The sequence below is a fragment of the Ancylobacter polymorphus genome (assembly GCF_030813495.1).
Taxonomy (GTDB): Bacteria; Pseudomonadota; Alphaproteobacteria; order Rhizobiales; family Xanthobacteraceae; genus Ancylobacter; species Ancylobacter polymorphus.
The window spans coordinates 62410-88557 of sequence record NZ_JAUSUI010000007.1 but is presented as its reverse complement, the minus strand read 5'-3'; the positions used below and the strand labels follow the sequence as shown (position 1 = coordinate 88557).

Sequence of the window (26148 nt, the reverse complement as noted above, 5' to 3'; positions counted from 1 at the left end):
CGACCATGCCCTTGCTCATGGCCTTCCGCCGCTGGTGGGCGCTGATCTTCGTGGCGCTGCTGTCGCTGCCGACCATCGGCCTGCTGTTCCCCGCCATGCCCGGCCCGATGCGCACCGTGCTGGCGCCGGAGGCGCGCTGGTGGGAACACGCCTCGGCGCGGCTCGACCCCTATATCAACAACGCTTTCGGCTTTCGCGGCCCGGTGCTCACCGCCCATCGCCGCTATCTGCGCTTCATCGGCTCCCCGCCCGGCATTCGGGTGGTCGACGGCACGGATGGCAGCCTGTTCCTGCGCGACGAGAACGCGCTGGAACAGTCCATCGGCCAGCTGGTGCGGCTGCAGGGAGTGGAGAGGCTCGCCATCCTGGCCGAGGAACTGCAGCAGAAAATGGCAGCCAGCGGCGGCACCTTCGTGCTGACGCTGCCGCCCAACGCCGCCACCGCCCGCTTCGACAAGCTGCCGGAATATATCCGCGCGCAGCGCCACCAGCCGAACGAATATGACCTCGTCGCCGCGCGGATGAAGCGCGACGGCATCACCTTCGTCGATCTGCGCCCCATCGTCGATGAAAGCGCGGCGAGCGGCCCGCTCTATTATCGCTACGATACGCATTGGAACGCGCTGGCGGCGCTGCTGGCCTTCAACGCGGTCATGGACGCGGCGGGCCGCCCGGAACTTGCCATCGCACCGTCGCTGGCGTTCAGCGGCACGCGGCGGCGCGCGGGGGGCGACCTCCTGCGGGTCGCCGGCGTCGCCGACCGCGAGCCGGCGGATGTGGAGTATGTGTGGAAACCGCCGGTCGGCGGGCCGCACGACACCACGCCGCTCACCGGCATCGTCGGCCCGCCGCCGCCCGGAACCGAGAATTACGGCTTCAACGCCTACGCCACCGGCCATGCCGGCCCGCGCGTCATGGTGATCGGCGATTCCTTCACCCAGGGCTTCTGGTCCAACCCGCTGGCCTACCGCGCCTCGGCGGTGGTCTGGATCCACCACAACGCCTGCGAGTTCGACCGCGGCGTCATCGACCGCTTCACGCCGGACATCCTGATCTACGCGCCGACGGAGCGCTTCCTCACCTGCAAGAACTGGAGCCGGACGCCCCTGCCGGAAGGCGGCGGCTGAGCCCCCGCCCAAGCCTTGCTTCTCCGCCTGCCTCCGCCTTGCTCCACCGCCCCGCGCCGCCCTAAAAGGCCCCCGTCTCTCTCCGCCGGATCCGCCCCATGCCCCTTTCCCGCGACGATCTCCTCGCCCGGCTCGCCGAGCTCGGGATTCCCACCACCACGGTCGAACACCCGCCGCTGTTCACGGTGGAGGATTCGCAGGCGCTCCGCGGCGACATTCCCGGCGGCCACACCAAGAACCTGTTCCTCAAGGACAAGAAGGGGAACCTGTTCCTCGTCGTGGTGGAGGAGGAGACGCGGGTCGATCTCAAGAACCTGCACGTTCCGCTCGGCGCGGCGAGCAAGCTCTCCTTCGGCAGCGCCGAGCTTCTGGAAGAGGTGCTGGGGGTGAAGCCCGGCGCCGTCACCGCCTTCGGCCCGGTCAACGATGTCGAGGGCCGCGTCGCCGTGGTGCTCGACGCCGAGCTGATGGCGCATGAGACGGTGAATTGCCACCCGCTGGTGAACACCGCCACCACCACCATCGCCAGCGCCGACCTTGTCCGCTTCCTGCGCGCCACCGGCCATGAGCCGCGCGTGCTGGCGGTGCCCCGGCGCAGCGAGGCGGAGCAGCCCGCCACCACCGAGAGCTGACCACCCCGTTGCATTCGCGGCGCGGCAGACCATTTTAGACGCCGAGCACGAGATCCGCAGGCACCTGCCCTATTGCGAGGACGACCCATGTTGCTGAACCAGCCCTCCTCTCCCGCCGCTCCGGGCGGCGCGCCGGCCGGCGACGATGTGGTGATCGACGTCACCACCAAGACCTTCATGAAGGACGTGGTCGAGGAATCCCGCCGCCGCCCGGTGCTGGTGGATTTCTGGGCCCCTTGGTGCGGCCCCTGCCGCCAGCTCACCCCGATCATCGAGAAAGTGGTGCGCGCCGCCAAGGGCAAGGTACGCCTCGCCAAGATGAACACGGACGAGCACCCCGCCGTCGCCCAGCAGCTCGGCATCCAGTCGCTGCCCACCGTCTATGCCTTCGTCAACGGCCAGCCGGTCGACGGCTTCATGGGCGCGCAGCCCGAGGCGCAGATCAAGGCGATCGTCGACAAGCTGATCGCGGCCTCGGGTGGCGGCAACGACATCGCCGACATTCTCGCCAGCGGCGAGGCGGCGCTCACCGAGGGCGATCTCGCCGGCGCGGCGGAAATCTTCGCCGCAATTCTGGGCGAGGAGCCGGAAAATCTCGCCGCCATCGCCGGCCTCGCCCGCACCGAGCTTGCCGCCGGCAATCTCGAACAGGCCAAGGCGACGCTCGCCCTCGCGCCCGCCAGCGCCGCCAGCGACGCCGCGCTCACCGCCGTGCGCGCCGCCATCGAGCTGGAAGAAGCCGCGAGCGCGCTGGGCGATGTGAAGGAGCTGGAGGCGAAGGTCGCCGCCAACCCGCTGGACCATCAGGCCCGCTTCGACCTTGCCGTGGCGCTGAGCGCGCGCGGCCGGCGCGAGGAGGCGGTGGACCATCTGCTCGCCATCGTCCGCAAGGACCGCGCCTGGAACGAGGACGGCGCCCGCAAGCAGCTGGTGCAGTTCTTCGAGGCCTGGGGGCCGACGGACGAGCACACGCTCGCCGGCCGCCGCCGCCTGTCATCGCTGCTCTTCGCCTGAGACCGGCCGGCGGCGGTCCCCCGTCGCGGCCGGCACGCGGCACCGGAACCGGGCCGACACATCGCGCAAGGAACGCCATGGCGATCAACAAGCCCTATGCCGGCCCCTCCGAGCTGGCGCCCATCATCCCGCTCTTCCCGCTGGAAGGGGCGCTGCTGCTGCCGCGCTGCCAGCTGCCGCTCAACGTGTTCGAACCGCGCTATGTCGCGATGATCGATTCGGCGCTGGCCAGCCACCGGCTGATCGGCATCATCCAGACCGCGCCGCAGCAGCCGGCCCTCACCGTGCCGGGCGCACCGGATATTGTCGGGGTGGGCTGCGTCGGCCGCATCACCGAGATCGCCGAGAGCGGCGATGGCCGCTACCTGCTGAATCTGAGCGGCATTGCCCGGTTCAAGGTGGTGGCGGAGGTCGATTCCGGCACGCCGTTCCGCCAGGCCAAGGTCGATTATGCGCCCTATGGCGACGACTTCACCCCCAATGCTGGGGCCGAGGCGGTGGACCGCGCCACGCTGCTGCGCACGCTGGCGGATTATCTCGACGCCAACCAGCTGGAAGCGGACTGGAAGAGCATCAAGGACGCGCCGAATGAGGCGCTGGTCAATGCGCTCGCCATGATGGCCCCGTTCGGCCCGCGCGAGAAACAGGCGCTGCTGGAAGCCCCCACCCTCGCCTCCCGCGCCGAGATGCTGATCGCCGTCACCCAGATGACCATGGCCCGCACCGGCGGCGAAGGCGACGGCACGCTGCAATAGCGGCGGGCGCCTTCTCCTCACGCGCGCTCTCGTCTGTACCCGCACCCTCGTCGGTTACCTCATGGCCGGGCTTGACCCGGCCACCCAGACGTTCACGCGCGGCCGCAGAGATACGGCTGGCTCCCCGGGTCAAGCCCGGGGATCAGGACAATCGGACACCCCCTACTCCGCCGCCAGCGGCGGCCGGGGCGTGGAGTGCGGACCGGCGTCCACGGCGTGCAGCCCGGCGCGCACCACGGGCACGCCGGCGTGCTCGTCCGGCTCGTCGCGGGCGCCGATGAAGCGGCCGAAGATGCGCGCCATCAGGTGGCCGAGATCGTCCATCAGCGTGAACACGGCCGGCACGAAGATCAGCGACAGCAGGGTCGAGGCCAGCAGGCCGCCAATGACCGCGATCGCCATGGGCGAGCGGAAATCGCCGCCCTCGCCCAGCCCGAGCGCCGAGGGCATCATGCCCGCCGCCATGGCGATGGTGGTCATGATGATGGGCTGCGCGCGCTTGCGCCCGGCCTCGATCAGCGCCGTGGTCCGGTCGGCGCCCGCATGCACGGATTCGATGGCGAAATCCACCAGCAGGATCGCGTTCTTGGTAACGATGCCCATCAGCATCAGGAAGCCGATCACCACCGGCAGCGTCATCGCGTTGTTGGTGAGCAGGAGGGCGATGAAGGCGCCGCCTACCGACAGCGGCAGCGCGATCAGGATGGTGATCGGCTGCAGCACATTGGCGAACAGCAGCACCAGCACCGCCAGCACCATCATCACGCCCGCCATCATCGCGGTGGCGAAGCCGCCGAACACTTCGCCCATGATCTCGGCGTCACCGGATTCCTTCAGCACGATGCTGGACGGCATGTTCCTGGCCGCCGGCAGCGCATAGACCTCCGCCAGCGCCTCGCCGAGCTGGGTATTGCCGGCGAGGTCGGCCTCGATCGCCACGCGCCGCGCGCGGTCATACCGGTCGAGGCTGGACGGGCCGGTGCCGAAGGAGATGTCGGCGACCGAGAGCAGCGGCACCGAGGCGCCGGCGGCGGTGCGCACCTTCAGCGTCTCGAAGGTGGAGAGGTCGCCGCGCGCCCGCTCGTCGAGCTGCACCCGGATCGGCACCTGGCGGTCGCCGGCGGAGAATTTGGCGAGGTTCTGCGACACGTCGCCCAGCGTGGCAATGCGCACGGTCTGGGCGATGTCCGACACCGAGACGCCGAGCGCCGCCGCCTCGGCCAGCTTGGGCACCACGCGCAGTTCCGGCCGCTCCAGCGCCGCCGAGGTCTGCACATTGGACAGGCCCTTCACCTTCTCGCGAATCTCGCGTTCCAGCTCCAGCGCCTTCGCCTCCACCTCGGCCCCGTCCGAGCCGGAGAGGATGATGGTGAATTCGCGCCCGCCAGGGCCGGCGCCGCCGGAGGCGCCGAAATTGAAGCGCAGGTCGGGAATGCGGGCGATGTCGTCGCGCAGGCGCATCTCGAACTGCTTCTGCGTCGCCGTGCGTTCGGCGCGCGGCACCAGATTGACGATGATCGTCGCCTTGCGCACCTCGCCGCCGCCGCTGGCCGGCCCGTCGGTGGAGCCGGAGCCGGCGGTGGCGAACACGCTCGCCACTTCCGGCTGCGCCTTCAGCGTGTCGGTCACCTCGTCCACCACGCGCCGCGTCGCTTCCAGCGTCGCGCCCGGCGGCAGTTCCAGCGCCAGAACGGAGCGGGACACGTCGGAATTGGGGATGAAGCCCGAGGGCAGCAGGGTGGAGAGCCACATCGAGCCGATGAACAGCAGGATGCCCGCCGTCACCGTGAGGAAACGGTGGCGGATGGAGCGGTGCAGCAGCCCGACATAGGCGCGCATCAGCCAGCTGTCCGGCGTTTCCCGGTGGCCGTGGTCGCGCATGAAATAGGCCGCGAGCATGGGGGTGAGCAGGCGCGCCACCAGGAGCGAGAACAGCACCGCCACCGCCACCGTGATGCCGAACTGGCGGAAATACTGGCCGGCAATGCCGCCCATGAAGCTGACGGGCAGGAACACCGCGACGATGGTGAGCGTGGTCGCCACCACGGCGAGGCCGATCTCGTCGGCGGCGTCGATCGCCGCGCGATAGGCGGATTTGCCCATGCGCATATGGCGCACGATGTTCTCGATCTCGACGATGGCGTCGTCGACGAGAATGCCGGTCACCAGCGTGACGGCGAGCAGGCTCACGCCGTTGAGCGAGAATCCGAGCAGGTCCATCACCCAGAAGGTGGGCAGGATGGAGAGCGGGATCGCCGTCGCGGTGATGATGGTGGCGCGCCAGTCGCGCAGGAACACCATGACCACGATCACCGCCAGCACCGCGCCTTCCATCAGCGTGTGCATGGCCGAGGTGTAGTCGGCCTCGGTGTATTTCACCGTGGAATCGATGAGGGTGATGTCGACTTCCGGATGGCGCTTTTCGAGGTCCTGCAGCGCCTTTTCCGCGCTCTCGGCCACCACCACGTCGGAGAAGCCCTTGGCCCGGTAGATGCCGAAGGCGACCACCGGCTTGCCGTCGAGCCGGGCGAAGATGCGCGGTTCGGCGGCACCGTCGGTCACGGTGGCGAGGTCGGCGAGGCGCACATAGCGCGTGCCGCCGCCGCCGGTGGCGGGCAGCGAAATGCGGGTCTCGGCGAGATCCTCAACCGTGCTGGCGCCGCCCAGTGTGCGCACGGACTGCTCCTGCGTGCCGATCTCGCCGCGCCCGCCGGCGAGGTCGACATTGGTGGCGGCAAGCTCGCGGTTCACATCCGCCGCCGTCACGCCGAGCGCGGCCAGCTTGTCGGGGTCGAGCGAGATGCGGATTTCGCGCTCCACGCCGCCCTCGCGCTTCACCTGCGCCACGCCGCGCACGCCCTGCAGCGCGCGCACCAGCGTGTCGTCGACGAACCAGGACAGTTCCTCCGGCGTCATCGCCGGGGCGGAGGCGGCATAGGTGACGATGGCCATGCCTTCGACATCGACGCGCTGAACCAGCGGCTCCTCGATGTCCTGCGGCAGTTCCGTGCGTACCTTGGTCACCGCGTCGCGCACATCGTTCACCGCACGGTCGACCTGCGTTTCCAGCTGGAACTCGACGACGGTGAGTGAGGTGCCCTCGGTGATGGTGGAGGAGATGTGCTTCACCCCCTGCACGCCGGCGATCGAGGTCTCGACCACCTTGGTCACCTGCGTTTCCAGTTCGCTGGGCGCAGCGCCGGGCTGGGTGATGGTGACGGAGACGATCGGCACGTCGATATTCGGCATGCGGGTGATCGGCAGCCGGTCGAACGTGTAGAGGCCGATCGCGGTCAGCACCACGAACAGCACGATGGAGGGCACCGGCTTGCGGATTGCCCAGGCGGAAACGTTGAGAGCCATTACACACCGCCCTTCGCGGGAGCATCGGCCAGCGGCACCGGGCTCACCCGGTCGCCGTCGCGCAGGAAGCCGGCGGCGCGGGCGACGACGCTCTCGCCCTCGCGCACCCCGTCGGTGATTTCGATATAGCCGTCGCCCTTGAGCCCGATCGTCACCGGGCGCCGGCGCACCGTGTCGCCCTCCACCACCAGCACGAAGGCGCCTTCCGGGGCGAACTGCACCGCCGATTGCGGCAAGGCGACCCCGTCATGGCGGGCGATCTCGATCACGCCGCGCGCATAGGCGCCGGGGCGCAGGCGCGCATCGTCCGGCAGCGCCACCGCGACGCGGGCGAGGCGGGTGGCCGGATCGACCTTGGCGCCGACCAGCCGCACGGTTCCCTCCAGCGGCGTGTCGAAGCCGGCCGGCGTCACCGCCACCTTCAGGCCGGGCGTCACCCGCGGCAGGGCGGATTCCGGCACTTCGGCATCGAGGTCGATGGCGCCGTCCTTGACGATGCGGAACAGCGGCTCGCTATTGGCGGAAAGCACGATGGCGCCGATACGGGCGGAGCGCGACGAGACGATGCCGGCGAGCGGCGCCTTGATTTCGGTGCGGGCGAGCCGCACCTGGATTTCGTCGCGATTGGCCTTGATCTGGTCGGCCTCGGCCAGCGCCGCCGTCACCATCTCGTCAGCCGCCGTCACCTGCGCCGCCGCGACCTTGGCCGCACGCTCGCGCTGGTCCAGCACTTCCTGCGAGGTGGCGCCGGTCTTGATCAGGGTGCGGGCGCGCTCCACGGCGGCATTGGCCTCGATCAGCTGCGCCTGCGCCTGCTCCAGCTGCGCCCGCTGCTGGGCGATGGCGGCTTGCGCCTTGGCGGCATTGGCGGTGTTCTGGGCGAGCAGCGTCTCCAGCATGTCGCGCGACAGCCGGGCAAGGACCTGGCCCATTTCCACCCGGTCGCCTTCCTCCACCAGGATCTCGTTGATCTGGTAGCCGTCGATCTCCGGCCCGACCATCACCTCCTCGCGCGCCACCAGCGTGCCGGTGACGGGCAGCTTCTCCACCACCTCGCGCCGCTTGGCCGGCACGACGGAAATGGTGATGCCCTTCACCTCGTTCGGCTCCGGCGCGGCGACCTCGGCCTGCGCCGGCTCGAACAGGCCGAGCCCGGTGGCGATGCGGTCGCGGAAGGCGTAGCCGGCGACACCCACCACCACGGCGGTCATGGTGAGGGCAAGGGCGATACGCCCGCGCAGGGATGGCGGCTTCACGGTCATGATGTGCGGTCCGGTGAAAGGGTCGGCGCCGGAGCGGGCGCCAGCATGCGGGCGACGAGGCCGGAAAGGGCCGGCATCATCTTGTCGAGCGGCAGCTTCGGCTCGAAGCCGTGGCGCAGCACCAGCCCGTCGCCAATGGCGTTGATCATCACCATGGCAAGGTCGGGGTCGATGGCGGGATCGATCTCGCCGCGGGCCTGCGCGTCGACGAAGCAGGCGCGGATCGCGGCGTTCATCTCATCCTCGGCGGCGTCGAAGGTCGGTTTCAGCGCCGGGTTGCGCGCCGCCTCGGCGTAGATTTCCGGGCCGAGTTCCAGCGACACCATGCGCGTCTCTCCGGAGAACAGCGCCGCGCCCATGCGGGCGAGGCCCTCGACGAAGCTGGGGGCGCTCTCCAGCATGTCGACGCAGCTCATCCGCAGCGCCCGCTCCTCGTCGACAATGGCGACGATGATCGATTCCTTGGACGGGAAATAACGGTAGAGCGCGCCCGGGCTCATGCCGGCCTCGGCGCAGATCTGCTGCATCGAGGTGCCGTGGAAGCCGGAGCGGCCGAAACAGGCGATGGCCGCCTCCAGCACCCGGCGACGCGGGTCCCGCCGCTCCTTTTCCGGGCGTGCGGCCGCCGACTTTCCATCCGGCGTACGGGCCGCAGGGGCGGCGGTCGCGCGGGAAGCAAGGGTGTTCATGCACCGATCCGGGTTGGAGCGAACGTTCATTCGCATTTAGACAGGCCCATGCCCTGAGTCAAGAACGAACGTTCGTTCGCATTTTGCAACGCCGGGAAATGCCCAGCCGCGCCCTTGGCGGGAATACGCGGCGCGGGCGAGAATGGATGCAGGCGACGGCTTATCCCGCCGCCACCACCGGCTGGAAGGCGCTGACCACCTGCTCATAGACCGGCCGCTTGAACGGCACGATCAGCCCCGGCGTGCGCTCCAGCTTCTCCCAGCGCCAGGCGACGAATTCCGGCTTATGGTGCCCGCCGCCGGGATTGAGCACGTCGATCTCGTCATCCGTGCCGGTGAAGCGCAGCGCGATCCATTTCTGCGTCTGGCCGCGATACCGGCCCTTCCAGGCCTGCCGGGCCAGCGGCTCCGGCAGGTCGTAGGTGAACCAGTCCGGCGCGACGGCGAGGGGCTCGACGGAGGAGACATTGGTTTCCTCGTAAAGCTCGCGCCGCGCCGCCTCTTCCGGGCTCTCGCCCTCGTCAATGCCGCCCTGCGGCATCTGCCAGGAATGCTGCGCGTCCACCTGCTCGGGCCCGCCCCGGCGCTCGCCGAGAAAGACGAGCCCGTCGCGATTGACGAGCACGACCCCGACGCAGGGGCGATAGGGAAGCTGGTCGAAAGGGATCATGGAGCCACCGCACAAGCTGGAAACACGCGCCGGCCGGGATCATAGGCAAGCGGCGGCGGGACACCAGAGGCCACGCCGTGCCGCATGGTCACGGGGTTAACGTGGTGTCGCCAACGCCGCCGGCGAGCGGCCCGGGCCCGGCCAGCACTTCGCTGCGGCCGGTCGCGCCGTCGAACACGGTGATGCTCGCGCCCTCATCGCCGCCCTGGCTCGGCCGCAGCGCCGGCATGTCGGCGGCGACGCCCATGGTCGGGAAACCGCTCTCCTCCAGCGTCAGCGGCAGGCCCTGCGGCGCGGCGCCGACTCCGGGCCGCAGCACATAGGCCGCCACCGCGACGCTGATCACCGACAGGGCGGCGAGGCCGAACACGCCCACCGCCGCATAGTGCCGCGCATGGTCGCGGCTGGCGTCGCGGCCTGGCAGGCTGTCGCCGGCGGGCAGCGTGTCCAGCGGGCGGGGCGGCAGGCGGAGGGGAGTCGCGCTGTTCATGCCGTCTTTGTCGCCCGCGACCAAGGCAGGATCGGGGCAGAATCGGGCATTCGCCGCGGCAGCGCAAAAAAGCGCCAGCCCCCAGTCACGCGAAAGGCCCGCTTGGCGAAGCGGGCCTTGCTTATCTCACGTCGCCACCGGCACGGGGCCGGCGGCGCCATTTCATGTGCGATCAGTTCGGCACGGCCGCCTTGGGATCGGCGGGATAGGCGGCGTTCTTCTGCACGCCCTCGATCAGGTCGATCGCCAGCTTGAGCTGGGTGTCGTCCTTCGGGTCCGGCGGCACATAGGCCGGGGAGCCGGTCTGCTCGTCCTCGCCATTCTTCAGATGGCCCTTGAGCGAGGCCTCGCCGCGCGTGGTCTCGACGCCGGCCGCCTCGGCCTTCGCCTTCACATCCTGCGGCACGTCCTGCACCAGCTCGATGTCGGGCTGGATGCCCTTGGCCTGGATCGAGCGGCCCGACGGCGTGTAGTAGCGTGCCGTGGTCAGCTTGATCGCGGCATTGCCGGAGACCGGGATCACCGTCTGCACCGAGCCCTTGCCGAAGGAGAGCGAGCCCAGCACCGTGGCGCGCTTGTGGTCCTGCAGCGCGCCGGCGACGATTTCCGACGCCGAGGCCGAGCCGCCATTGACGAGCACGATGATCGGCTTGCCCTTGGCGAGGTCGCCCGGCCGGGCGTTGCGGCGCTCGGTCTGCTCGGGGTCGCGGCCGCGGGTGGAGACGATCTCGCCACGGTCGAGGAAGGTGTCGGACACGTCGATCGCCTGGTCGAGCAGACCGCCCGGATTGTTGCGCAGGTCGATGATGAAGCCCTTGAGCTTGTCCTCGCCGATCTGCTTGGTCAGGTCGGCCACCGCCTTCTTCAGGCCCTCGCCGGTCTGCTCGCTGAAGGAGGTGATGCGGATATAGCCGATATCGTCATGCTCGACCCGGGCGCGCACCGACTTGATGTTGATGATGTCGCGGGTGATCGACAGCTCGATCGGCTTGTCCTGGCCCTTGCGGATGATGGTGAGCTTGATCGGCGTGTTGACGGCGCCGCGCATCTTGTCGACCGCCTGGTTCAGGGTCATGCCCTTCACCTCTTCGCCGTCGAGCTTGGCGATCAGGTCGCCGGCCTGCACGCCGGCCTTGGCCGCCGGGGTGTCGTCGATCGGGGCGACGACCTTGACGAGGCCGTCCTCCATCGTCACCTCGATGCCGAGACCGCCGAACTGGCCGCGGGTCTGCACCTGCATGTCGCGGAAATCCTTCGCGTCCATATAGGTGGAGTGCGGGTCGAGCGAGGACAGCATGCCGTTGATGGCAGCCTCGACCAGCTTCGAATCCTCCGGCTTCTCGACATAGTCGGCGCGCACGCGCTCGAACACGTCGCCGAACAGGTTCAGCTGGCGGTACGTGTCGGAGGCGGCCGCCATGGCCGCCGTCGGCTCAAGCAGCAGCCGCGGCTGGGTGGCACCGACCGCGATCAGGGCGCCGGCCGCCGCACCGAAGAGAAATACAGACGTCCTACGCATCATCCGCGTACCTTCTCGCTTTCGCTCGTCGCCCACCATGGCGTTGGATCGATCGAGTTACCATCCTTGCGGAACTCGACGTAAAGAATGGGTTGGGCAGTTCCAAGGCCGGCCGACGAGACCAGTTGGGGACCGCGCCCCATGATCCCGACCGGCTCGCCCGACAGCACGAACTGGCCCAACTCCACCGTGATCTTATCCATTCCGGCGAGCAGGATATGATAACCATTGCCGGCATTGATAATTAACAGTTGTCCATATGAGCGGAAAGGCCCGGCATAGACCACCCAGCCATCGCTGGGGGAGGCCACCTGGGCCTCGATCCGCGTGCCCAGCGACATGCCCTTTTCCTGCCCGCCATAGCCGTCATCGGCGCCGAAGGCCTTGAGCACCGCGCCGCCGACCGGCAGCTTCAGCAGGCCCTTGGCATCCTCGAACGGCACGCCGGGGCTCAGCCGGCCGGGGTTCTGCAGCGCCGCCAGCCGGTCCGTCGCACTGCCCCCCGCGCCTTGCGCCGCCTCGCTTTGCGCGGCTTCCTGCGCCGCCTTGCGGGTGGCGGAAATCTCCGTCTCCATGCGCTCCATCAGCTCGCGCACATTGCCGGCCTCGGCGGCGAGCGCGGCGGCGCGGGTCTTCTCCTCGGCGAGGGCCGCCTCGCCCTGCTGCAGCGAGTTCTTCTTCTCCTCGATCAGCGCCGCGGTTCGGGCGCGCTCATCGGCGAGGGAGCGTTTCAATTCTGCGAGAGCGTCGCGCTCGCGGGCGGTATCCTGGCGCACCCGCTCCTGCGCGGCGAGTTCGCTGGCGAGCAGGTCCGTCTCCGCCTTGAGTTCCGGCAGCACGGCGCCGAGCATCATGGCGGAGCGGATCGATTCCAGCGCATCGTCCGGGCGCACCATCAGCGCCGGCGGCGGCCGGCGGCCGAGCCGCACCAGCCCGCCCAGCACTTCCGCCAGCACGGCGCGGCGGGCCTCCAGCGATTCCTTGATGTCGGCGGCTTCGCGGCTGAGCAGCAGCAGGCGCTGTTCGCTGGCGTCGAGCTTGCCCTCGGTCTCGCGCACCCGGATCGCGGTGTCGAGCAGCGCCTCGTTCAGCTTGGCCCGGTCGCCCTCCAGCGCCGCCACCTCGGCGGCGAGCCGCTTCTGCACGGCGGAGGAATCCTTCATCTCGGCATCGAGCCGCTCGATGCGCTGCTGCTGTTCCTGCTGCTTGTCCTGCGGCGCGGTGGCGGGCGCAGCCGCAGCGGGCGTGGCGCCTGCCTGCGTGGTGTCGCCCTGCGCGGCGGCCGGCCTTGCCCACGGCCCGGCCAGCAGCGCCAGCGCGCACACCCCTGCGACCGCCGCGCGCAAGGGCGGGCGAGCTACGGGGGGCGAAGAGGAGCGGCGCGCGGGCATCGGAATAGGAGGGGCCGGCGTGGTTAAGAACGGGTTAGCGCCGCCGCCCGCTCAGGCCTTATGGTAGGGATGGCCTGCGAGGATCGTCGTCGCGCGGTAGATCTGTTCGGCCATCATGACGCGGACGAGCTGGTGGGGAAAGGTGGCGCGGCCGAAGGCGATCAGCCGGTCCGCCCGCCCGCGTACCGCCTCGCTCAGCCCGTCCGCTCCGCCAATGACGAAGGTGAGGCTGCGCGAACCCCGGTCGCGCAGGGCGGCGAGGTCGGCGGCGATCTGCTCGCTGGTCATCTCCAGCCCACGCGGGTCGAGCGCCAGCACCGCCCCGGCCTCGGGCAGCGCGGCGAGAAGGGCGGCACCCTCCTCGGCCATGCGGTCTTCGGGGCGGCGCGCGGCGCTTTCCGCGATCTCGGTCACGTCAGGGCCGGACAGGCCGAGCGCCCGCCCGCCCTTGGCCGAGCGGTCGAGATAGCGGGCGCACAACTCCCTTTCGGGCCCGGCCTTCAGCCGGCCGACCGCGAGAATAATGAGCCGCAAGACGCGCTCAGCCGCGCGTCAGCGTCGACGGCCCGCCGGGAATGGCGGCCGACCACATCTTCTCGATATTGTAGAACCCGCGCACTTCCGGCTGGAAGATGTGGACGATCACGTCGCTCGCATCGATCAGCACCCAGTCGCAGGCCGGCTGGCCCTCGACGCGCACGCCCTTGACGCCAAGGCCCTTGAGCGCCTCGACGAGGTGCTCGGCAATGGCGCCGACATGACGCTGGTTGCGGCCGGAGGCGACGACCATGTAATCGGCAATGGTCGTCTTGCCGCGCAGTTCGATGGAGACGACGTCCTCGGCCTGGTCATCATCTAGACGGGCGAGAACGAGGGCAAGAATCTCCTCGGCGTCGAAGCGCGCGTCGGAGACAGGTGCAGTCGCCGGGCTGGTGTCGGCCGCTGCAAGCGCCATGATGGACAGGGGTCCTGATCCTCTCGTCTTTACCGCAAGCCACGGACGGCCCTTCCGCACCGTGCCTGCCCCCTTAGGATAATGCGGATGCGGCCGATCTTCAACCGGGGGGTGGGGAGGTGGGGCTGCCCGTTTTCAGTTGGCCTTCGGACAAAGTGGGCGTCGTTGGTATGCAACTTTGGTGTCGCATGCAGTGTTTCTGCCCTTAGGAAAGACAAATAGAATCAAGCGAGTGCGGGCTTATATGAGCTACTTGCGAGAGAACATAATCATCATAATATAGCCGTCAAAACCTGAATGGCGCGCCCAATTGGCTTCTAAAGTGTAAGGCGAACTTCTCAATGACGCGTCTCCCCGCATATGCGGAACGTTTCTTTGCCGCTAAAGTGTCTGAATTCGACGGCCTATGTCATCGGGTCGATGAGGACGAAGGCGGCTGGGATTATGTCGTTGAGCTGCCGCATCGGGACTACGATGGCCCTGCTGACAGCCAGCCTCCTCGCCAGCGAGCTTTCGTCCAGGTGAAATCTATCGAGGGCCTCAAGACATCCGTTCCCATCACGCTCTCCAATCTGCGCAAATCCGCCCAGGACCCAAGCCCCTGGTTTGTCGTACTCATCAAGAAGCGACACGGCGAGCCTGTACTGTACATCAAGCACTTCTGGACGGACCTTATAGCGCGTAGCTTGAAAATGATCCGCGCAGCCGATGTAAATGGCGTCAAGATCAACAAGAGATCCATGTCGATATCGTTCACTGAGGGCGACATTATCTCTGGAGATTTCATAAAGTGGATGCAGGAATGCATTGATACGCAGGGTGACTACATCATTGAGAAGCGTAGACTCTACACCGAAATTGGACACGAGAAAGGGTATGGCACCGCAAAGCTCCTCTTCGCCGAGCACACAAACGACGAGATATTCAAAGAATTTCTCGGTATCGGAAACGGATTGAAAATATCGAGCTTCGAGTACGTCCCGGAGCGCTTCTCTGTCCCCGACTATTCGCGAAAAGTGTCAGAGACCGGCGGCACAGTTTACATCACTCCGCAGCCACAAGGCACTTGCGACGTTCGGTTCCGCTCTTCGCTGACGGACGCCGCCTTCCATATGACGGGAATGATGTATGCGATGCCATTCGCGCCAGAGGCACCCATTCGAGTGTCCGCACCTCCGGTAGAAATTCTGTTCAGTCCGCAGCAGGTGGCCATGAATATGGTCATGAGGTTTAATGAACCTGCGCCTCTTGATCACTGGCACACCTATTCCCGGCTCAAGCTGTGGTCGATGAAAGGGCCGCTGCGGGTCGAACTATGGCTAGGTAGTCGCAAGATCGATTCGTCAATCATTATCGATAGACAAACGGGCCAGAATCTGGATTGGGAGAAGCTCTACAGTTTGGCAGAGGCGATACGGACCATTGCCAACGACCGGAATATTCGTGACCTTTCTTTCTCCCTCGCAGACATCAACGCGCACATCACAGACTTAGGCTACCTGTCAGAGGGTTGCGCTCCCTTGGTTCGCTTTCAATGCGATGCAACCACGCCTTTGGCGCCGGGCGTCACCTCGTTTCTGCACTACTCCCTCTCGGAGCTAGCAGGGTGGACGTTTGGACATCTGATCCGCCGGACAGTGCTACAGGACGTCATAGATGGAGGCAAGCGGATCATCACAGCCGGTCCCTTCGATATCCTTGAAACGTACGCCTTCAAAGATGCGGGGCCAGAGGAGCGCGCGCTTGTAAAAGATGACTACGAGCGAGTGTTGCGGGACCTAGAGAAAAGAGAGCATCCACTGGGGTTCGGTGACTTTGGAACCTACATCCGAGAAATGCAGTTTCTGTCGAACGAGCCAAATGAATCTACTTGAATGTCCAAAATGAGGTCGCACCCGGCCGTAATAGGGAAAGCCGTTCCACCCCCTTACCAACGGCGCGCCCCCACCCCTCCCCCCGTATCCGCATCGACGACACCAGCGATTTCAGCCCGTGCAGGAAAACCCAGGCCGGCGGGCGCAGCAGCGGCAGCGCCGCCGCCTCGAACTCCGACACCCGCGGGCGAGCGCCTGCGCCGCCGGGCTGGCCATGGCGGGGAAGGTGCATCCGGGGCGGTCGATGATCGTCATCGGCACCAGCGCGGCAATCTCGCGCCAGTGCTGCCAACGGTAGAGGCAGGCGAGGTTGTACGCCCCATCCGCCAGACGACAGGCACCACGGGGAAAGCGCCCCTTCGGCCCGCCCGCCCCCTGCCCCGCCTCAGGCCGAGGCGGAAACCGGCGCCACCGCCCGCGCCCGCCGCGCCTGCACCAGGCCCCAGCCGAGGCCGAGGCCGACGGCGGTGAGCGAGGCGACGAGTACGCCGAGCTTGGCGGCACCGAGCAGCGCCGGGTCGGCGAAGGCGAGCGTCGCGATGAAGATCGACATGGTGAAGCCGATGCCGGCCAGCAGCCCCACCAGCAGCACCCCGCCCCAGGTGACGCCCGGCGGCAGGCTGCCCCAGCCGGCGCGCACCACCAGCCAGCTGGCGGCGAACACGCCGAGCGGCTTGCCCACCACCAGCGCCAGCACCACGCCCGCCATCACGGCGAAGGCATCCGCCCGGCCGAGATCGACCCCGTCGAGGCTCACCCCGGCATTGGCGAGGGCGAAGACCGGCATCACGCCATAGGCGACATAGGGGTGCAGCAGCATCTGCACCCGCGTCACCGGCGGGGTCATCTCGCGCTGGGCGAGGGCGAGGCGGCGCAGCGGCGGCAGCAGGCTGGCGGCCGCCTCCGGCGAACGGGCGGCCTTGGCGCGGATCTCGTCCAGCGCCCGCATCGCCGCATTCAGCGCCGGCTCGCGCCCGCGCGCCGGCAGCACCGGGGTCAGCATGCCGAGCATCACCCCGGCGAGGGTGGGGTGCGCGCCCGCCTGCAACAGGCCGATCCACAGCACCGCGCCGGGCAGTACATAGGCCCAGGCCGAGCCGATGCCGGCCATTTGCAGCGCCACCACCAAAGCGAGGCCGGCGAGCCCGACCAGCAGCCCCGCCGGGTCGATGCCGCCGGAATAGAACAGGGCGATGATGAGGATCGCCGCGATGTCGTCGATGATCGCCAGCGCCAGCAGGAACACCCGCAGATTGGGCGGGATGGAGCGCCCCAGCAGCGCCAGCACGCCGACCGCGAAGGCGATGTCGGTCGCCGTCGGCACCGCCCATCCCTCGATCTGGCCGGGCGCCGGGTTCAGCGCGACATAGATCAGCGCGGGAAGGGCGACGCCGCCCGCCGCCGCCGCCATCGGCAGCACCGCCGCGCGCAATTTGGAGAGCGCGCCTTCATGGATTTCCCGCCTTATCTCCATCCCCACCACGAGGAAGAACAGGGTCATGAGCGCGTCATTGACCCAGAAATGCAGCGAGTGCGACACGACGAAGCCGCCAATGCCGATGCTCAGCGGCGCGTGCCAGAGGTCGTGATAGCTCTGCGCATAGGGCGAATTCGCCCAGATCAGCGCGATCGCGGCAGCGGCCAGCAGCACCAGGCCGCTGACGGCTTCGATATGCAGGAAACGTTCGGCGGCGTGGAAAGCGCGCTCGGTGGCGAGGCGCGCACGCGCGCTGGTGCGACGGTAAAGGCGTCCGGCCATGCAAACAGGTCCCGCGCGGCGGCCCGACCAGCGCATACCTGCCCCAGCTGCGGGATGCAGCCGACGACACCCAGGAGGGTATTTAGGGCATGACGCTGCGGAAGGCTAGGGGCGGGGGAGGAGAACTCCCCTTCGCAACTCACCCCTTCCGCGCCTCAGCGCCCCCTCCCGCCGCCGCCTTTCGCGCGGCGACGGCGGCGACGAGCGCCATCAGGGCGAGCAGAGGCAGGCTGGTGCGCACGGCGGCGAGCAGGCCGGGGCCGTCGGCGGCGAGGGCCGCCATATCGGCGGTCCCGGCGCCGCTTCCCGTTTCCACCCTCAGCCGCCAGGCCAGCATGCTCGCCCCGGCGGCCACGCCGAGGCTGGTGCCGAGCACCCGCATCAGATTGAGCAGCGACCCCGCGGCCCCGGCGAGGCCGGCCGGCGCGGCGGCGAGGGTGGCGTGGCTGTTAGGCGCCACGAACAGGCCGAGCCCGATGCCGATGAGCACGAAGGACACCGTGTCCAGCACATGGTGATAGGGCGAGAGGCCGAAGGTCGCGCCGAGAATGGCCAGCCCGGCCAGCACGCTCCCCATGCCGGCGGGGCCGATCCAGCGGGCGCCGAGAAGGCGGCTCAGATCATGGCTGAGCGGCGCGGTGAGGCCGAGCGCCACCGGCACCAGCGCCAGCCGCAGCCCCGCCGCCCCCGCGCTTTCGCCATAGCCATGGGCAAGGCCGAAGGACATGAGGAAGAACACGCCATAGAGCAGCCCATAGCCCAGAACCACCGCCAGCGCCCCCCAGCGGAAGGCGCTCGCGGTGAACAGGCGCGGGTCGATCAGCGGCGCGGCGGTGCGCGCTTCGCGCCGGCGCAGGGCCCACAGCAGCAGCGCGGCGACGAGGAGGCTCGCCAGCGTCAGCGGCGAGGCGAGCCGCCAGCTGGACACATGGTTGAGCGTCGCCACCAGAAGGATCAGCGCCGGTCCGATCAGCAGCGCCCCGCCCCAGTCGAAGGCCGGCTTGTGGCCAATCGCCGGCCCACGCGGCAGAGCGAGCCAGCCCGCGAGAATGGCGACAGCGCCAAACGGCACGGTAAGGCCGAAGATCCAGCGCCAGCCCAGCGCCTCGACGATGAAGCCGCCCAGCGCCGGGCCGGCGCTCATGCCCACCGCCTGCGCCGCCGCGAAATAGCCGAGCGCCCGGCCGCGCGCCGCTTCCGGCACCGCCTGCACCAGAATCGCGATGCTGTTGGCGCCGAGCAGCGCCCCGCCCACGCCCTGCAGGAAGCGGAAGGCGACGAGCTGGCCGAAGGTCTCGGCCAGAGCGCAGAGCGCACTGGCGGCGATGAAAAGTGCATAGCCGGCAATATAAAGCGTCTTGCGGCCATGGATTTCGCACAGCCGGCCGAAAATCGGCAGGAAGGAGGCGAAGGCGAGGAGATAGGACAAAGCCACCCAGCTCACCTGCTGCAGCGGCACATTGAAGGCCCGCCCCAGCGCCGGCAGCGCCAGTTGCACGATGGTGGCGTCGAGCTGGCCGACAAAGGCGCCGATGGAGACGAGGCCGACAATGAGCCAGCGATGCCAGCTCTGGCGCTCCAGCCACGCGAGAGGCGCCGGCTCCTGGAGAAGCCGGTTCGGGGAGAACACCATCAGGCACCGAGAGGCATGGTTGGGGGAGGCATTGCCGGGGGAGGAACCAAGCACCAGTCTGGCACGGCCCGCCGTGCCTCGCCAGAGCCCCGCCCGGGCCTACCCCTGCGCGCGCAACTGGGTCGAGGACAGCGGCGATTTCAACCCGTGCAGGAACACCCAGGCCGGCGGGCGCAGCAGCGGCAGGACGGCGGCCTCGCTCTCCGGCACGCGCCAGCGCGCCAGCGCCTGCGCCGCCGGGCTCGCCATGGCGGCAAAGGTGCAGCCGGGCCGGTCGATGATGGCGATGGGCACCAGTGCCGCGATCTCCCGCCAGTGCTGCCAGCGATGGAAGGCGGCGAGATTGTCCGCCCCCATCAGCCAGACGAAATGCACGCCGGGAAAGCGCCGCACCAGCGCCGCCACCGTGTCGAAGCTGAAGCGGGTGCCGAGCCCGGCCTCCAGCCCGGTCGGCAGCAGCGCGGGATGATCCGCCACCGCCCGCGCCTGCGCCAGCCGGGCGTCGAGCGGGGGCAGCGCGCGGTTGTCCTTCAAGGGGTTGCCGGGCGTGACCAGCCACCACACGCGGTCGAGCCGCAGCCGCTTCAGCGCCAGCAGGCTGGCGGCGCGGTGCGCCTCATGCGCGGGGTTGAAGCTGCCGCCATAGAGCCCGATCCGCATGCCCGGCGCGAGCGGGGGGATGCGGGCGAAGGGCGCCGGCGGGGCGGCGTCAAGGCCCCTCACCCCAACCCTCTCCCCCACGGGGAGAGGGGGAGCGTCGTCGCTCTCGCTCACGGCCGGATCTGGCCGGTGCCGCGCACGCGGTATTTGAACGAGGTCAGTTGCTCGGCACCCACCGGCCCGCGCGCATGCATGCGCCCCGTGGCGATGCCGATCTCGCCGCCGAAGCCGAACTCGCCGCCATCGGCGAACTGGGTGGAGGCGTTATGCACCACAATGGCGGAATCGACCTCGCCGAGGAAGCGCTCGGCGGTGGCGGCGTCCTCGGTGAGGATAGCGTCGGTGTGATGCGAGCCATAGGTCTCGATATGGTCGATGGCCTCATCCACCCCGTCGACCAGCTTCACCGAGATGACGGCGTCGAGATACTCCGTGCGCCAGTCCTCATCGCTGGCCTCGGTCACGCGCGGGTCCACCGCCCGTGCGGCTTCGTCGCCACGCACCGCGCAGCCCTCATCGAGCAGCATGGTGACGAGCGGGGCGAGCAGGCGGGAGGCATCCGCACGGTCGACCAGCAGCGTCTCCGCCGCCCCGCACACACTGGTGCGGCGCAGCTTGGCGTTCTTCACGATGGCGAGCGATTTTTCGAGATCGGCGGCCTTGTCGACATAGACATGCACCAGCCCTTCGAGATGGGCGAACACCGGCACCCGTGCCTCCGCCTGCACGCGGGCGACGAGGCTCTTGCCGCCGCGCGGCACGATCACGTCGAGATTGCCGCCAAGCCCGGCCAGCATCTCGCCCACCGCCGCGCGGTCGCGGGTCGGCACCAGCTGGATCGCGTCCGCCGGCAGGCCGGCGCTGGTGAGCCCTTCCACCAGCGCTTCATGAATGGCGCGGGAGGAATGGAAGCTGTCCGAGCCGCCGCGCAGGATCACCGCATTGCCGGCCTTCAGGCACAGGCTGCCGGCATCCGCCGTCACATTGGGCCGGCTCTCATAGATCACGCCGATGACGCCGAGCGGGGTGCGCACGCGCTCCAGCCGCAGGCCGTTCGGCCGCTCCCAGCTCTCGGTCACCTGCCCCACCGGGTCGGGCAGCGCGGCGATCTCCTCCACCGCCCGGGCGATGGCCTCAAGGCGTGCCTCGTTCAGCACCAGCCGGTCCTGCAGCGCCGCGCTCATGCCCGCGGCGCGGGCGGCGGCGAGGTCCTCGCCATTGGCGGCGAGAATGGCGGGCGCCCGGTCGCGGATCGCCTGCGCGGCGGCGCGCAGCCCCGCCTCCTTCACCGCCGCCGGGGCCAGCGCCAGCGTGCGGGCGGCGGCGCGGGCGCGGGCGCCGATCCCGGCCATCACCGCATGCACATCCTCACCCTCCGGCCCGCGCGGCGCCGGCGCGCCGGCAACGGACGCGGAGACGGTGGCGGGGCGCAGGGCGGAGGAGGCGGTCATGATGTCACTCGTTCGAGTTCAAGGGGCGCTAAAAGCGGGCGCCCTCTCTACCATGAAGCGGCGGCCGGGCGCCAAAAGCAAATGGCCATCGCCGCGGCTCTTTACCATATCGGGCCCGCGAGGCTTGCCATTTGCGCGCCGGCATCCGATGTCACGGCACAAAGCCCGCCCCTCGAGGCGATCCGCGAGGAGACCGCCACTCTTGTTTCGCGCCTTCGACATTGCCTGGGACGCCTTCTGGCGCTTCGTCGAGGATGATGGCTGGGCGATCGCCAGCCACATCGCGCTGTCGGCGCTGATGTCGCTGTTCCCGTTCCTCATCTTCGTCACCGCGCTGGCGGCGTTCTTCGATTTCAAGAACCTCGCCGACGAGACGGTGCAATTGATGCTGGAAGCCTGGCCTTCGCAGGTGGCGGACCCGATCGGCCGCGAGATCCGCAACGTGCTCACCCAGGTCCGCACCGACGTGCTGACCATCGGTGTGGTGCTGGCGATCTACTTCTCGTCCAACGGCATCGAGAGCCTGCGCATCGGGCTCAACCGTGCCTATGGCATGCGCGAGGCCCGCGCCTGGTACTGGCTGCGCCTCGAATCCATCGGCTATGTCGTGGTTGGCGCCGCCGGGCTGCTGGCGCTGTCCTTCCTCGTGGTGCTCGGCCCGGTGCTGTGGCTGGCGGCGGTGCGCTATGTGCCGGCGCTGGAACCCTTCGGCTGGGTCATCACCTTCCTGCGCTACGCCGCCACCTCGGTGATCCTGATCGTGGCGCTGGTCGTGGCGCATATGTGGCTGCCGGCGGGGCGGCGCACCCTGTCGCAGGTGCTGCCGGGCATATTGGTGACGCTGGCCTTGTGGCTCGCCGCCGGTGCCGCCTTCGGGCGCTATCTCGCCGAATTCGCCGGCAATTACGTCACCACCTATGCCGGCCTCGCCTCGGTCATGATCGCGCTGGTCTTCCTCTACACCACCGCCTCCATCTTCGTGTATGGCGGCGAACTCAACGCCGCCATCCGCCGCGCCCGCGAAGGCCGGCTCTAGAGTGCGATCCGATCAGATTGAATCAATCTGATCGGTAAATCGCCCTCTAACTCTAAGATAGAGAACGCGTTATCCGATCAGCTTGCGATGCAGGCTGATCGGCGCGTGCTCTAACACGAACGGCGGAACCTCCCTGCCCTCCCGCCGCTTGACCAAGGTCAAGGCTCCCGGCCCCGCCCGGGTGCCCAATGGCGCGGTGAGTTGCGAAGGGAAGGAGGCTCGAATGAGCACCAGCTACGACAAAATCAGGATCGAGCAAGGCGCGTGGGTCGTCGTCTGCGACGGGCGCAAGGCGCTGATCCTGTGCAACAAGGGCGACGCCACCTTCCCCAATCTGCGCACCCATGAGGTGCATGAGCAGGAAAACCCGCCGACCCGCGAACAGGGCACCGACCAGCCCGGCCGCGTGCACCAGTCGGTCGGCTCGGCCCGCTCCTCGGTGGAGCCCACCGACTGGCAGGAAGAGGGCGAGCGCGCCTTCATGCGCGCGGTCGCCGGCCGGCTCGATGCGGCGGTGACGGCGGGCGAGGTGAAATCGCTCATCATCGTCGCCGCTCCGCGCGCGCTTGGCGCGCTGCGCCCGCATCTCACCAAGGCGGTCAGTGACATCATTGCCGCCGAGGTCGACCGCGACATGGTGAAGCTTCCCGTCTACGAGATCGAGAAGCATCTGGCCGCCTGAGGCCGGCGGTTTCGCCGAAGCCCCGAAGAGGATTAACATTGCCCCGTCGCCGGCCTCCGGCGGCGGGGTTCTGCGTCCGGGGCTCACGGCTAGAGCCATTCCCGCAAAAGTGCATAGCGGTTTTGCGATAGGAATTGCGTCTAATCGGACAGTTAGAGCCGTTCCGGTGAGTTCGCCGGAACGGCTCCAAGTGAACCCGGCGCCCGCCTCATCCGTAGTGCCTCCGCACGCACCGGCGGCGGCGTGCCCGAGCCTTGCAGGAATCGCGATGAAAACCCTCTCCTTCTTCCGCCTCGTCCTCGCCGTCGGCCTGTGCCTCGGCGTCGGCGCGCTCGGCTCGCTCACCACCACGCCGAAAATCCCCACCTGGTATGCCGGGCTGGTGAAGCCGTCCTGGACCCCGCCGGATTGGGCCTTCCCCATCGCCTGGACGACGCTCTATGTGCTGATGGCGGTGGCGCTGTGGCGGCTGTGGCAGCTGCACGCACCCTCCCCGGAGCGCCGCCGCGCCATCGGCCTATGGCTCGCGCAGCTGGCGCTCAACGCCATCTGGTCGCCGATCTTCTTCGGGCTGGAGGCGCCGGGGGCGGCGCTCATCGTGGTGGTGGCGCTGTGGCTCGCCATCGTCGCGACGATCTGGGCCTGCCTGCGGATCGACCGCATCGCCGCCGCGCTGCTGGTTCCCTATCTCGCCTGGGTGTCCTATGCCACCACGCTGAACGCGGCCATCGTGGCCCTGAACTGAACGCCCCGCCGGCGGGCGCTAGCGGAGACTTTCGATGGATCTCGTCACCATCGCCAAATTCATCGTCCTGCCCATCGCCCTCGGCGCGGTGGCGGTGGTGCTGCTGCTCGGCCTCGCCAATATGGCGCGTGGCGGCTCGCCGCAGCGCTCGCAGAAGCTCATGCAGTGGCGCGTGCTCTTGCAGGCGGTGGCGCTGTGCTTCGTGCTCATCACCATTCTCCTGATGCATCAGGGCTGAGAGGGTTTTCATGGTCGTTCTCAACCGCATCTACACCCGCACCGGCGACGATGGCAGCACCGCGCTCGGCACCGGCGAGCGGCGGCCGAAATATGATCTGCGCGTCGCCGCCTATGGCACGGTGGACGAGACCAATGCGGTGATCGGCGTCGCCCGGCTGCACACCGGCGCGGACCCGGCGCTGGCCGACATCGACGCGGTGCTGGCCCGCATCCAGAACGACCTGTTCGACCTCGGCGCCGATCTCGCCACGCCGGAAACCGGCGAAGACCTCGGCTATACCCCGCTGCGCATCGTCGCCGCGCAGGTGGACAAGCTGGAGCGCGACATCGACACGCTGAATGCCAACCTCAAGCCGCTGCGCTCCTTCGTGCTGCCGGCCGGCACCCCGGCGGCCGCGCATCTGCATGTCGCCCGCACCGTCTGCCGCCGGGCGGAGCGCATGGCGGTGGAGCTGTCCGCCACGCTCGGCGAGTTCGTCGGGCCGGAAGCGGTGAAATATCTCAACCGGCTATCCGACCTGCTTTTCGTCATGAGCCGCCTCGCCAATGCCCGAGCCGCCGGCGAAGGCGAGGCCGGTGACGTGCTCTGGGTGCCGGCGGCGGGGCGGGAGTGACCGGCCCGGACGACGCACCGGCCGAGCTCCCCCGCGTGTTCGGCACGGCGGACAGCGTCTATGTCCGCATCGTCCGCCTGACGCTGATCGAGAAGGGCGTCGACCACGAGCTGGTGCCGGTCGATCCCTTCGCGCCGGAAGGCGTGCCGCCCTCCTATCGCGCGCGCCACCCTTTCGGCCGGATTCCCGCCTTCGAGCATGACGGGTTCCGCCTCTTCGAGACCGGCGCCATCACCCGCTATGTCAATGAGGCCTTCGAGGGCCCTGGCCTCCTGCCCAGCGAGGTGAGGGCGCGGGCCCGCGCCAACCAGATCATCAGCCTCGCCGATGCCTATGCCTACCGTCCGCTGGTCTGGGGGATCTATGTCGAGCGGGTGGAAAAGCCCGCGCAGGGCGAGCCGACCGATGAGGCCCGCCTTGCCGCCGCGCTCGCCGAGGCGGATGTCTGTCTCGCGTCCCTTGCGGCCCTCATGAATGGCGCGCCGTTTCTCACCGGCCCCCGGCTAAGCCTTGCCGATCTCCATCTCGCGCCGATGGTCTTCTATGTCAGGCAGGCGCCCGAAGGCGCGGCGCTGCTCGCCGGCCATCCCGGTCTTGCGCAGTGGTGGGCGCGCATGAGCGCGCGCCCCTCGCTGCAGCAGCTCGGCCTTTCCGCCGGCTGAGAGCGCCCGATGGCGTTTTCACCCGCGAAGCGGCATTCTTGTGCCGCGTCGCGCCCGCGCCGCTTTCCGCGATTCGCTGTGCCCGCGCCATGCTCATCCCGTTCAACGACGACAACCCGCTGGAAGGCATCACCCACGCTTATGTCACCTGGGCGCTGATCGCGGTGAATGTGCTGGTGTTCGTGCTGGTGCAGCATGGCTACCGGGCCGAGCTCGACATCGCTTCCGCCTTCGGCTTCGGCGCCATTCCCGCCGTGGTGACACATGCGGCGGTGCTGCCGGAGGAATATGTCCGCCTGCCCGCCGAGCTCACCCTCGTCACCTACATGTTCCTGCATGGCGGCTGGCTGCATCTCGCCGGCAACATGGCCTTCCTCTGGGTGTTCGGCGACAATGTCGAGGACGCGCTCGGCCATGCCCGCTTCCTGCTGTTCTATGTGCTGTGCGGCGTCGCCGGCGGCCTCGCCCATTCCCTCGCCGTGCCTGATTCGGCCTCGCCGCTGGTCGGCGCCTCGGCGGGGATATCGGGGCTGGTCGGCGCCTATCTCATGCTGCACCCCAATGTGCGGATCTGGGTGCTGATGTTCCTGCGCGTGCCGCTTCGCGTGCCGGCCATCTGGCCGCTCGGCGCCTGGATCGTCTTCCAGCTGTGGAGCCTGTTCCAGTCCGGCGACGAGGAAACCGCGTGGTGGGCGCATATTGCCGGGCTCGTCGCCGGCGCGGTGCTCATCGTCTTCCTGCGCCGCCCGGGCGTGCCGCTCTGGGTGATGACGCGCGACGGCACGCCGGACGGGCGCCCGCCGGTGTAATCGCGGCCGGCGCACACCGCGCGCGGCGTTGACAGTGCCGGGGCCGAATCCTAGTTTGCCGGCGCTTTTCGCCGGCTGCTCCCGCTCCCCCAGATTCCCGCCCCCAAGCCCCCTCT

Annotated in this window: 25 protein-coding genes; 12 read left to right on the top strand and 13 right to left on the bottom strand. The window is 68.7% G+C overall.

Features of this window, described 5'->3' with window-relative positions:
• Positions 1-5 precede the first annotated feature (5 nt).
• The 4 genes from J2S75_RS16870 (at position 6) to J2S75_RS16855 (ending at position 3528) form a co-directional block, all read left to right on the top strand.
• Positions 6-1127: an alginate O-acetyltransferase AlgX-related protein gene (locus J2S75_RS16870; protein WP_307021493.1), complete on the top strand. Its 1122-nt coding sequence runs from the start codon at positions 6-8 to the stop codon at positions 1125-1127.
• Positions 1128-1225: 98 nt separating this feature from the next.
• A complete protein-coding gene (locus tag J2S75_RS16865; protein WP_307021492.1) occupies positions 1226-1759 on the top strand; it encodes a prolyl-tRNA synthetase associated domain-containing protein in 534 nt (177 codons plus the stop codon).
• 87 nt (positions 1760-1846) lie between these two features.
• The gene (gene trxA, locus J2S75_RS16860) at positions 1847-2773 is read left to right on the top strand and encodes a thioredoxin (protein WP_307021490.1); all 927 of its coding nucleotides are present in this window, start codon (positions 1847-1849) and stop codon (positions 2771-2773) included.
• A 77-nt stretch (positions 2774-2850) separates the two neighbouring features.
• Entirely contained in the window at positions 2851-3528 is a 678-nt protein-coding gene (locus tag J2S75_RS16855; RefSeq protein WP_307021488.1) for an LON peptidase substrate-binding domain-containing protein, read from the top strand.
• A gap of 162 nt (positions 3529-3690) precedes the next feature.
• Here the strand turns inward: J2S75_RS16855 and J2S75_RS16850 are convergent, their stop codons facing one another.
• The 9 genes from J2S75_RS16850 to rsfS form a co-directional block, all read right to left on the bottom strand.
• Positions 3691-6891 carry an efflux RND transporter permease subunit gene (locus tag J2S75_RS16850; protein WP_307021486.1) on the bottom strand — a complete coding sequence of 1067 codons (3201 nt, stop codon included), beginning with the start codon at positions 6889-6891 and terminating at the stop codon, positions 3691-3693.
• Positions 6891-8153, bottom strand: coding sequence for an efflux RND transporter periplasmic adaptor subunit (locus J2S75_RS16845; protein WP_307021484.1), 1263 nt, complete (start codon positions 8151-8153; stop codon positions 6891-6893). Before J2S75_RS16845 ends, J2S75_RS16850 begins: the two co-directional genes overlap by 1 nt.
• The gene (locus J2S75_RS16840) at positions 8150-8842 is read right to left on the bottom strand and encodes a TetR/AcrR family transcriptional regulator (RefSeq protein WP_307021482.1); all 693 of its coding nucleotides are present in this window, start codon (positions 8840-8842) and stop codon (positions 8150-8152) included. Before J2S75_RS16840 ends, J2S75_RS16845 begins: the two co-directional genes overlap by 4 nt.
• Positions 8843-9002: 160 nt before the next feature.
• A complete protein-coding gene (locus tag J2S75_RS16835; protein ID WP_307021480.1) occupies positions 9003-9512 on the bottom strand; it encodes an RNA pyrophosphohydrolase in 510 nt (169 codons plus the stop codon).
• Positions 9513-9600: 88 nt separating this feature from the next.
• Complete coding sequence (locus tag J2S75_RS16830; RefSeq protein WP_307021478.1) at positions 9601-10002, bottom strand: hypothetical protein; 402 nt, start codon at positions 10000-10002, stop codon at positions 9601-9603.
• 172 nt (positions 10003-10174) lie between these two features.
• Positions 10175-11524: a S41 family peptidase gene (locus tag J2S75_RS16825; RefSeq protein ID WP_244450226.1), complete on the bottom strand. Its 1350-nt coding sequence runs from the start codon at positions 11522-11524 to the stop codon at positions 10175-10177.
• Positions 11521-12867, bottom strand: coding sequence for a murein hydrolase activator EnvC family protein (locus tag J2S75_RS16820; RefSeq protein ID WP_307021475.1), 1347 nt, complete (start codon positions 12865-12867; stop codon positions 11521-11523). The genes J2S75_RS16825 and J2S75_RS16820 overlap by 4 nt, the downstream gene beginning before the upstream one ends.
• Before the next feature lie 96 nt (positions 12868-12963).
• Complete coding sequence (gene rlmH / locus J2S75_RS16815) at positions 12964-13446, bottom strand: 23S rRNA (pseudouridine(1915)-N(3))-methyltransferase RlmH (RefSeq protein WP_307021471.1); 483 nt, start codon at positions 13444-13446, stop codon at positions 12964-12966.
• Between the two features lie 7 nt (positions 13447-13453).
• A complete protein-coding gene (rsfS, locus tag J2S75_RS16810) occupies positions 13454-13867 on the bottom strand; it encodes a ribosome silencing factor (RefSeq protein WP_244450223.1) in 414 nt (137 codons plus the stop codon).
• A gap of 341 nt (positions 13868-14208) precedes the next feature.
• Between rsfS and J2S75_RS16805 the strand changes: the two genes are divergently transcribed.
• Positions 14209-15741, top strand: coding sequence for a hypothetical protein (locus J2S75_RS16805; protein WP_307021469.1), 1533 nt, complete (start codon positions 14209-14211; stop codon positions 15739-15741).
• A 385-nt stretch (positions 15742-16126) separates the two neighbouring features.
• Here J2S75_RS16805 and nhaA read toward each other — a convergent pair whose 3' ends face one another.
• The 4 genes from nhaA to J2S75_RS16785 all read right to left on the bottom strand — a co-directional run bounded on the left by nhaA (position 16127) and on the right by J2S75_RS16785 (position 21145).
• The gene (nhaA, locus tag J2S75_RS16800; protein ID WP_307021467.1) at positions 16127-17500 is read right to left on the bottom strand and encodes a Na+/H+ antiporter NhaA; all 1374 of its coding nucleotides are present in this window, start codon (positions 17498-17500) and stop codon (positions 16127-16129) included.
• A 139-nt stretch (positions 17501-17639) separates the two neighbouring features.
• Positions 17640-19133 (bottom strand): MFS transporter, encoded by a 1494-nt coding sequence (locus tag J2S75_RS16795; protein WP_307021465.1) that lies wholly within the window; start codon positions 19131-19133, stop codon positions 17640-17642.
• 99 nt (positions 19134-19232) lie between these two features.
• Positions 19233-19856, bottom strand: a complete 624-nt coding sequence (locus J2S75_RS16790; RefSeq protein WP_307021463.1) for a nicotinate-nucleotide adenylyltransferase — start codon at positions 19854-19856, stop codon at positions 19233-19235.
• Between the two features lie 47 nt (positions 19857-19903).
• A complete protein-coding gene (locus J2S75_RS16785; protein ID WP_307021716.1) occupies positions 19904-21145 on the bottom strand; it encodes a glutamate-5-semialdehyde dehydrogenase in 1242 nt (413 codons plus the stop codon).
• Between the two features lie 301 nt (positions 21146-21446).
• Here J2S75_RS16785 and J2S75_RS16780 point away from each other — a divergent pair, with 301 nt between their 5' ends.
• The 7 genes from J2S75_RS16780 (at position 21447) to J2S75_RS16750 (ending at position 26032) form a co-directional block, all read left to right on the top strand.
• The gene (locus J2S75_RS16780) at positions 21447-22280 is read left to right on the top strand and encodes a YihY/virulence factor BrkB family protein (protein WP_307021461.1); all 834 of its coding nucleotides are present in this window, start codon (positions 21447-21449) and stop codon (positions 22278-22280) included.
• 223 nt (positions 22281-22503) lie between these two features.
• Positions 22504-22962, top strand: coding sequence for a baeRF12 domain-containing protein (locus J2S75_RS16775; RefSeq protein ID WP_307021459.1), 459 nt, complete (start codon positions 22504-22506; stop codon positions 22960-22962).
• A 268-nt stretch (positions 22963-23230) separates the two neighbouring features.
• Positions 23231-23707, top strand: a complete 477-nt coding sequence (locus J2S75_RS16770) for a TspO/MBR family protein (RefSeq protein WP_307021457.1) — start codon at positions 23231-23233, stop codon at positions 23705-23707.
• A gap of 34 nt (positions 23708-23741) precedes the next feature.
• A complete protein-coding gene (locus J2S75_RS16765) occupies positions 23742-23945 on the top strand; it encodes a twin transmembrane helix small protein (RefSeq protein WP_307021456.1) in 204 nt (67 codons plus the stop codon).
• Positions 23946-23955: 10 nt separating this feature from the next.
• On the top strand, positions 23956-24561 hold the full coding sequence (locus J2S75_RS16760) for a cob(I)yrinic acid a,c-diamide adenosyltransferase (protein WP_307021454.1): 606 nt from the start codon (positions 23956-23958) through the stop codon (positions 24559-24561).
• On the top strand, positions 24558-25223 hold the full coding sequence (locus J2S75_RS16755) for a glutathione S-transferase family protein (RefSeq protein WP_307021452.1): 666 nt from the start codon (positions 24558-24560) through the stop codon (positions 25221-25223). The genes J2S75_RS16760 and J2S75_RS16755 overlap by 4 nt, the downstream gene beginning before the upstream one ends.
• Positions 25224-25312: 89 nt before the next feature.
• Positions 25313-26032, top strand: a complete 720-nt coding sequence (locus J2S75_RS16750; protein WP_307021450.1) for a rhomboid family intramembrane serine protease — start codon at positions 25313-25315, stop codon at positions 26030-26032.
• Positions 26033-26148: the final 116 nt, after the last annotated feature.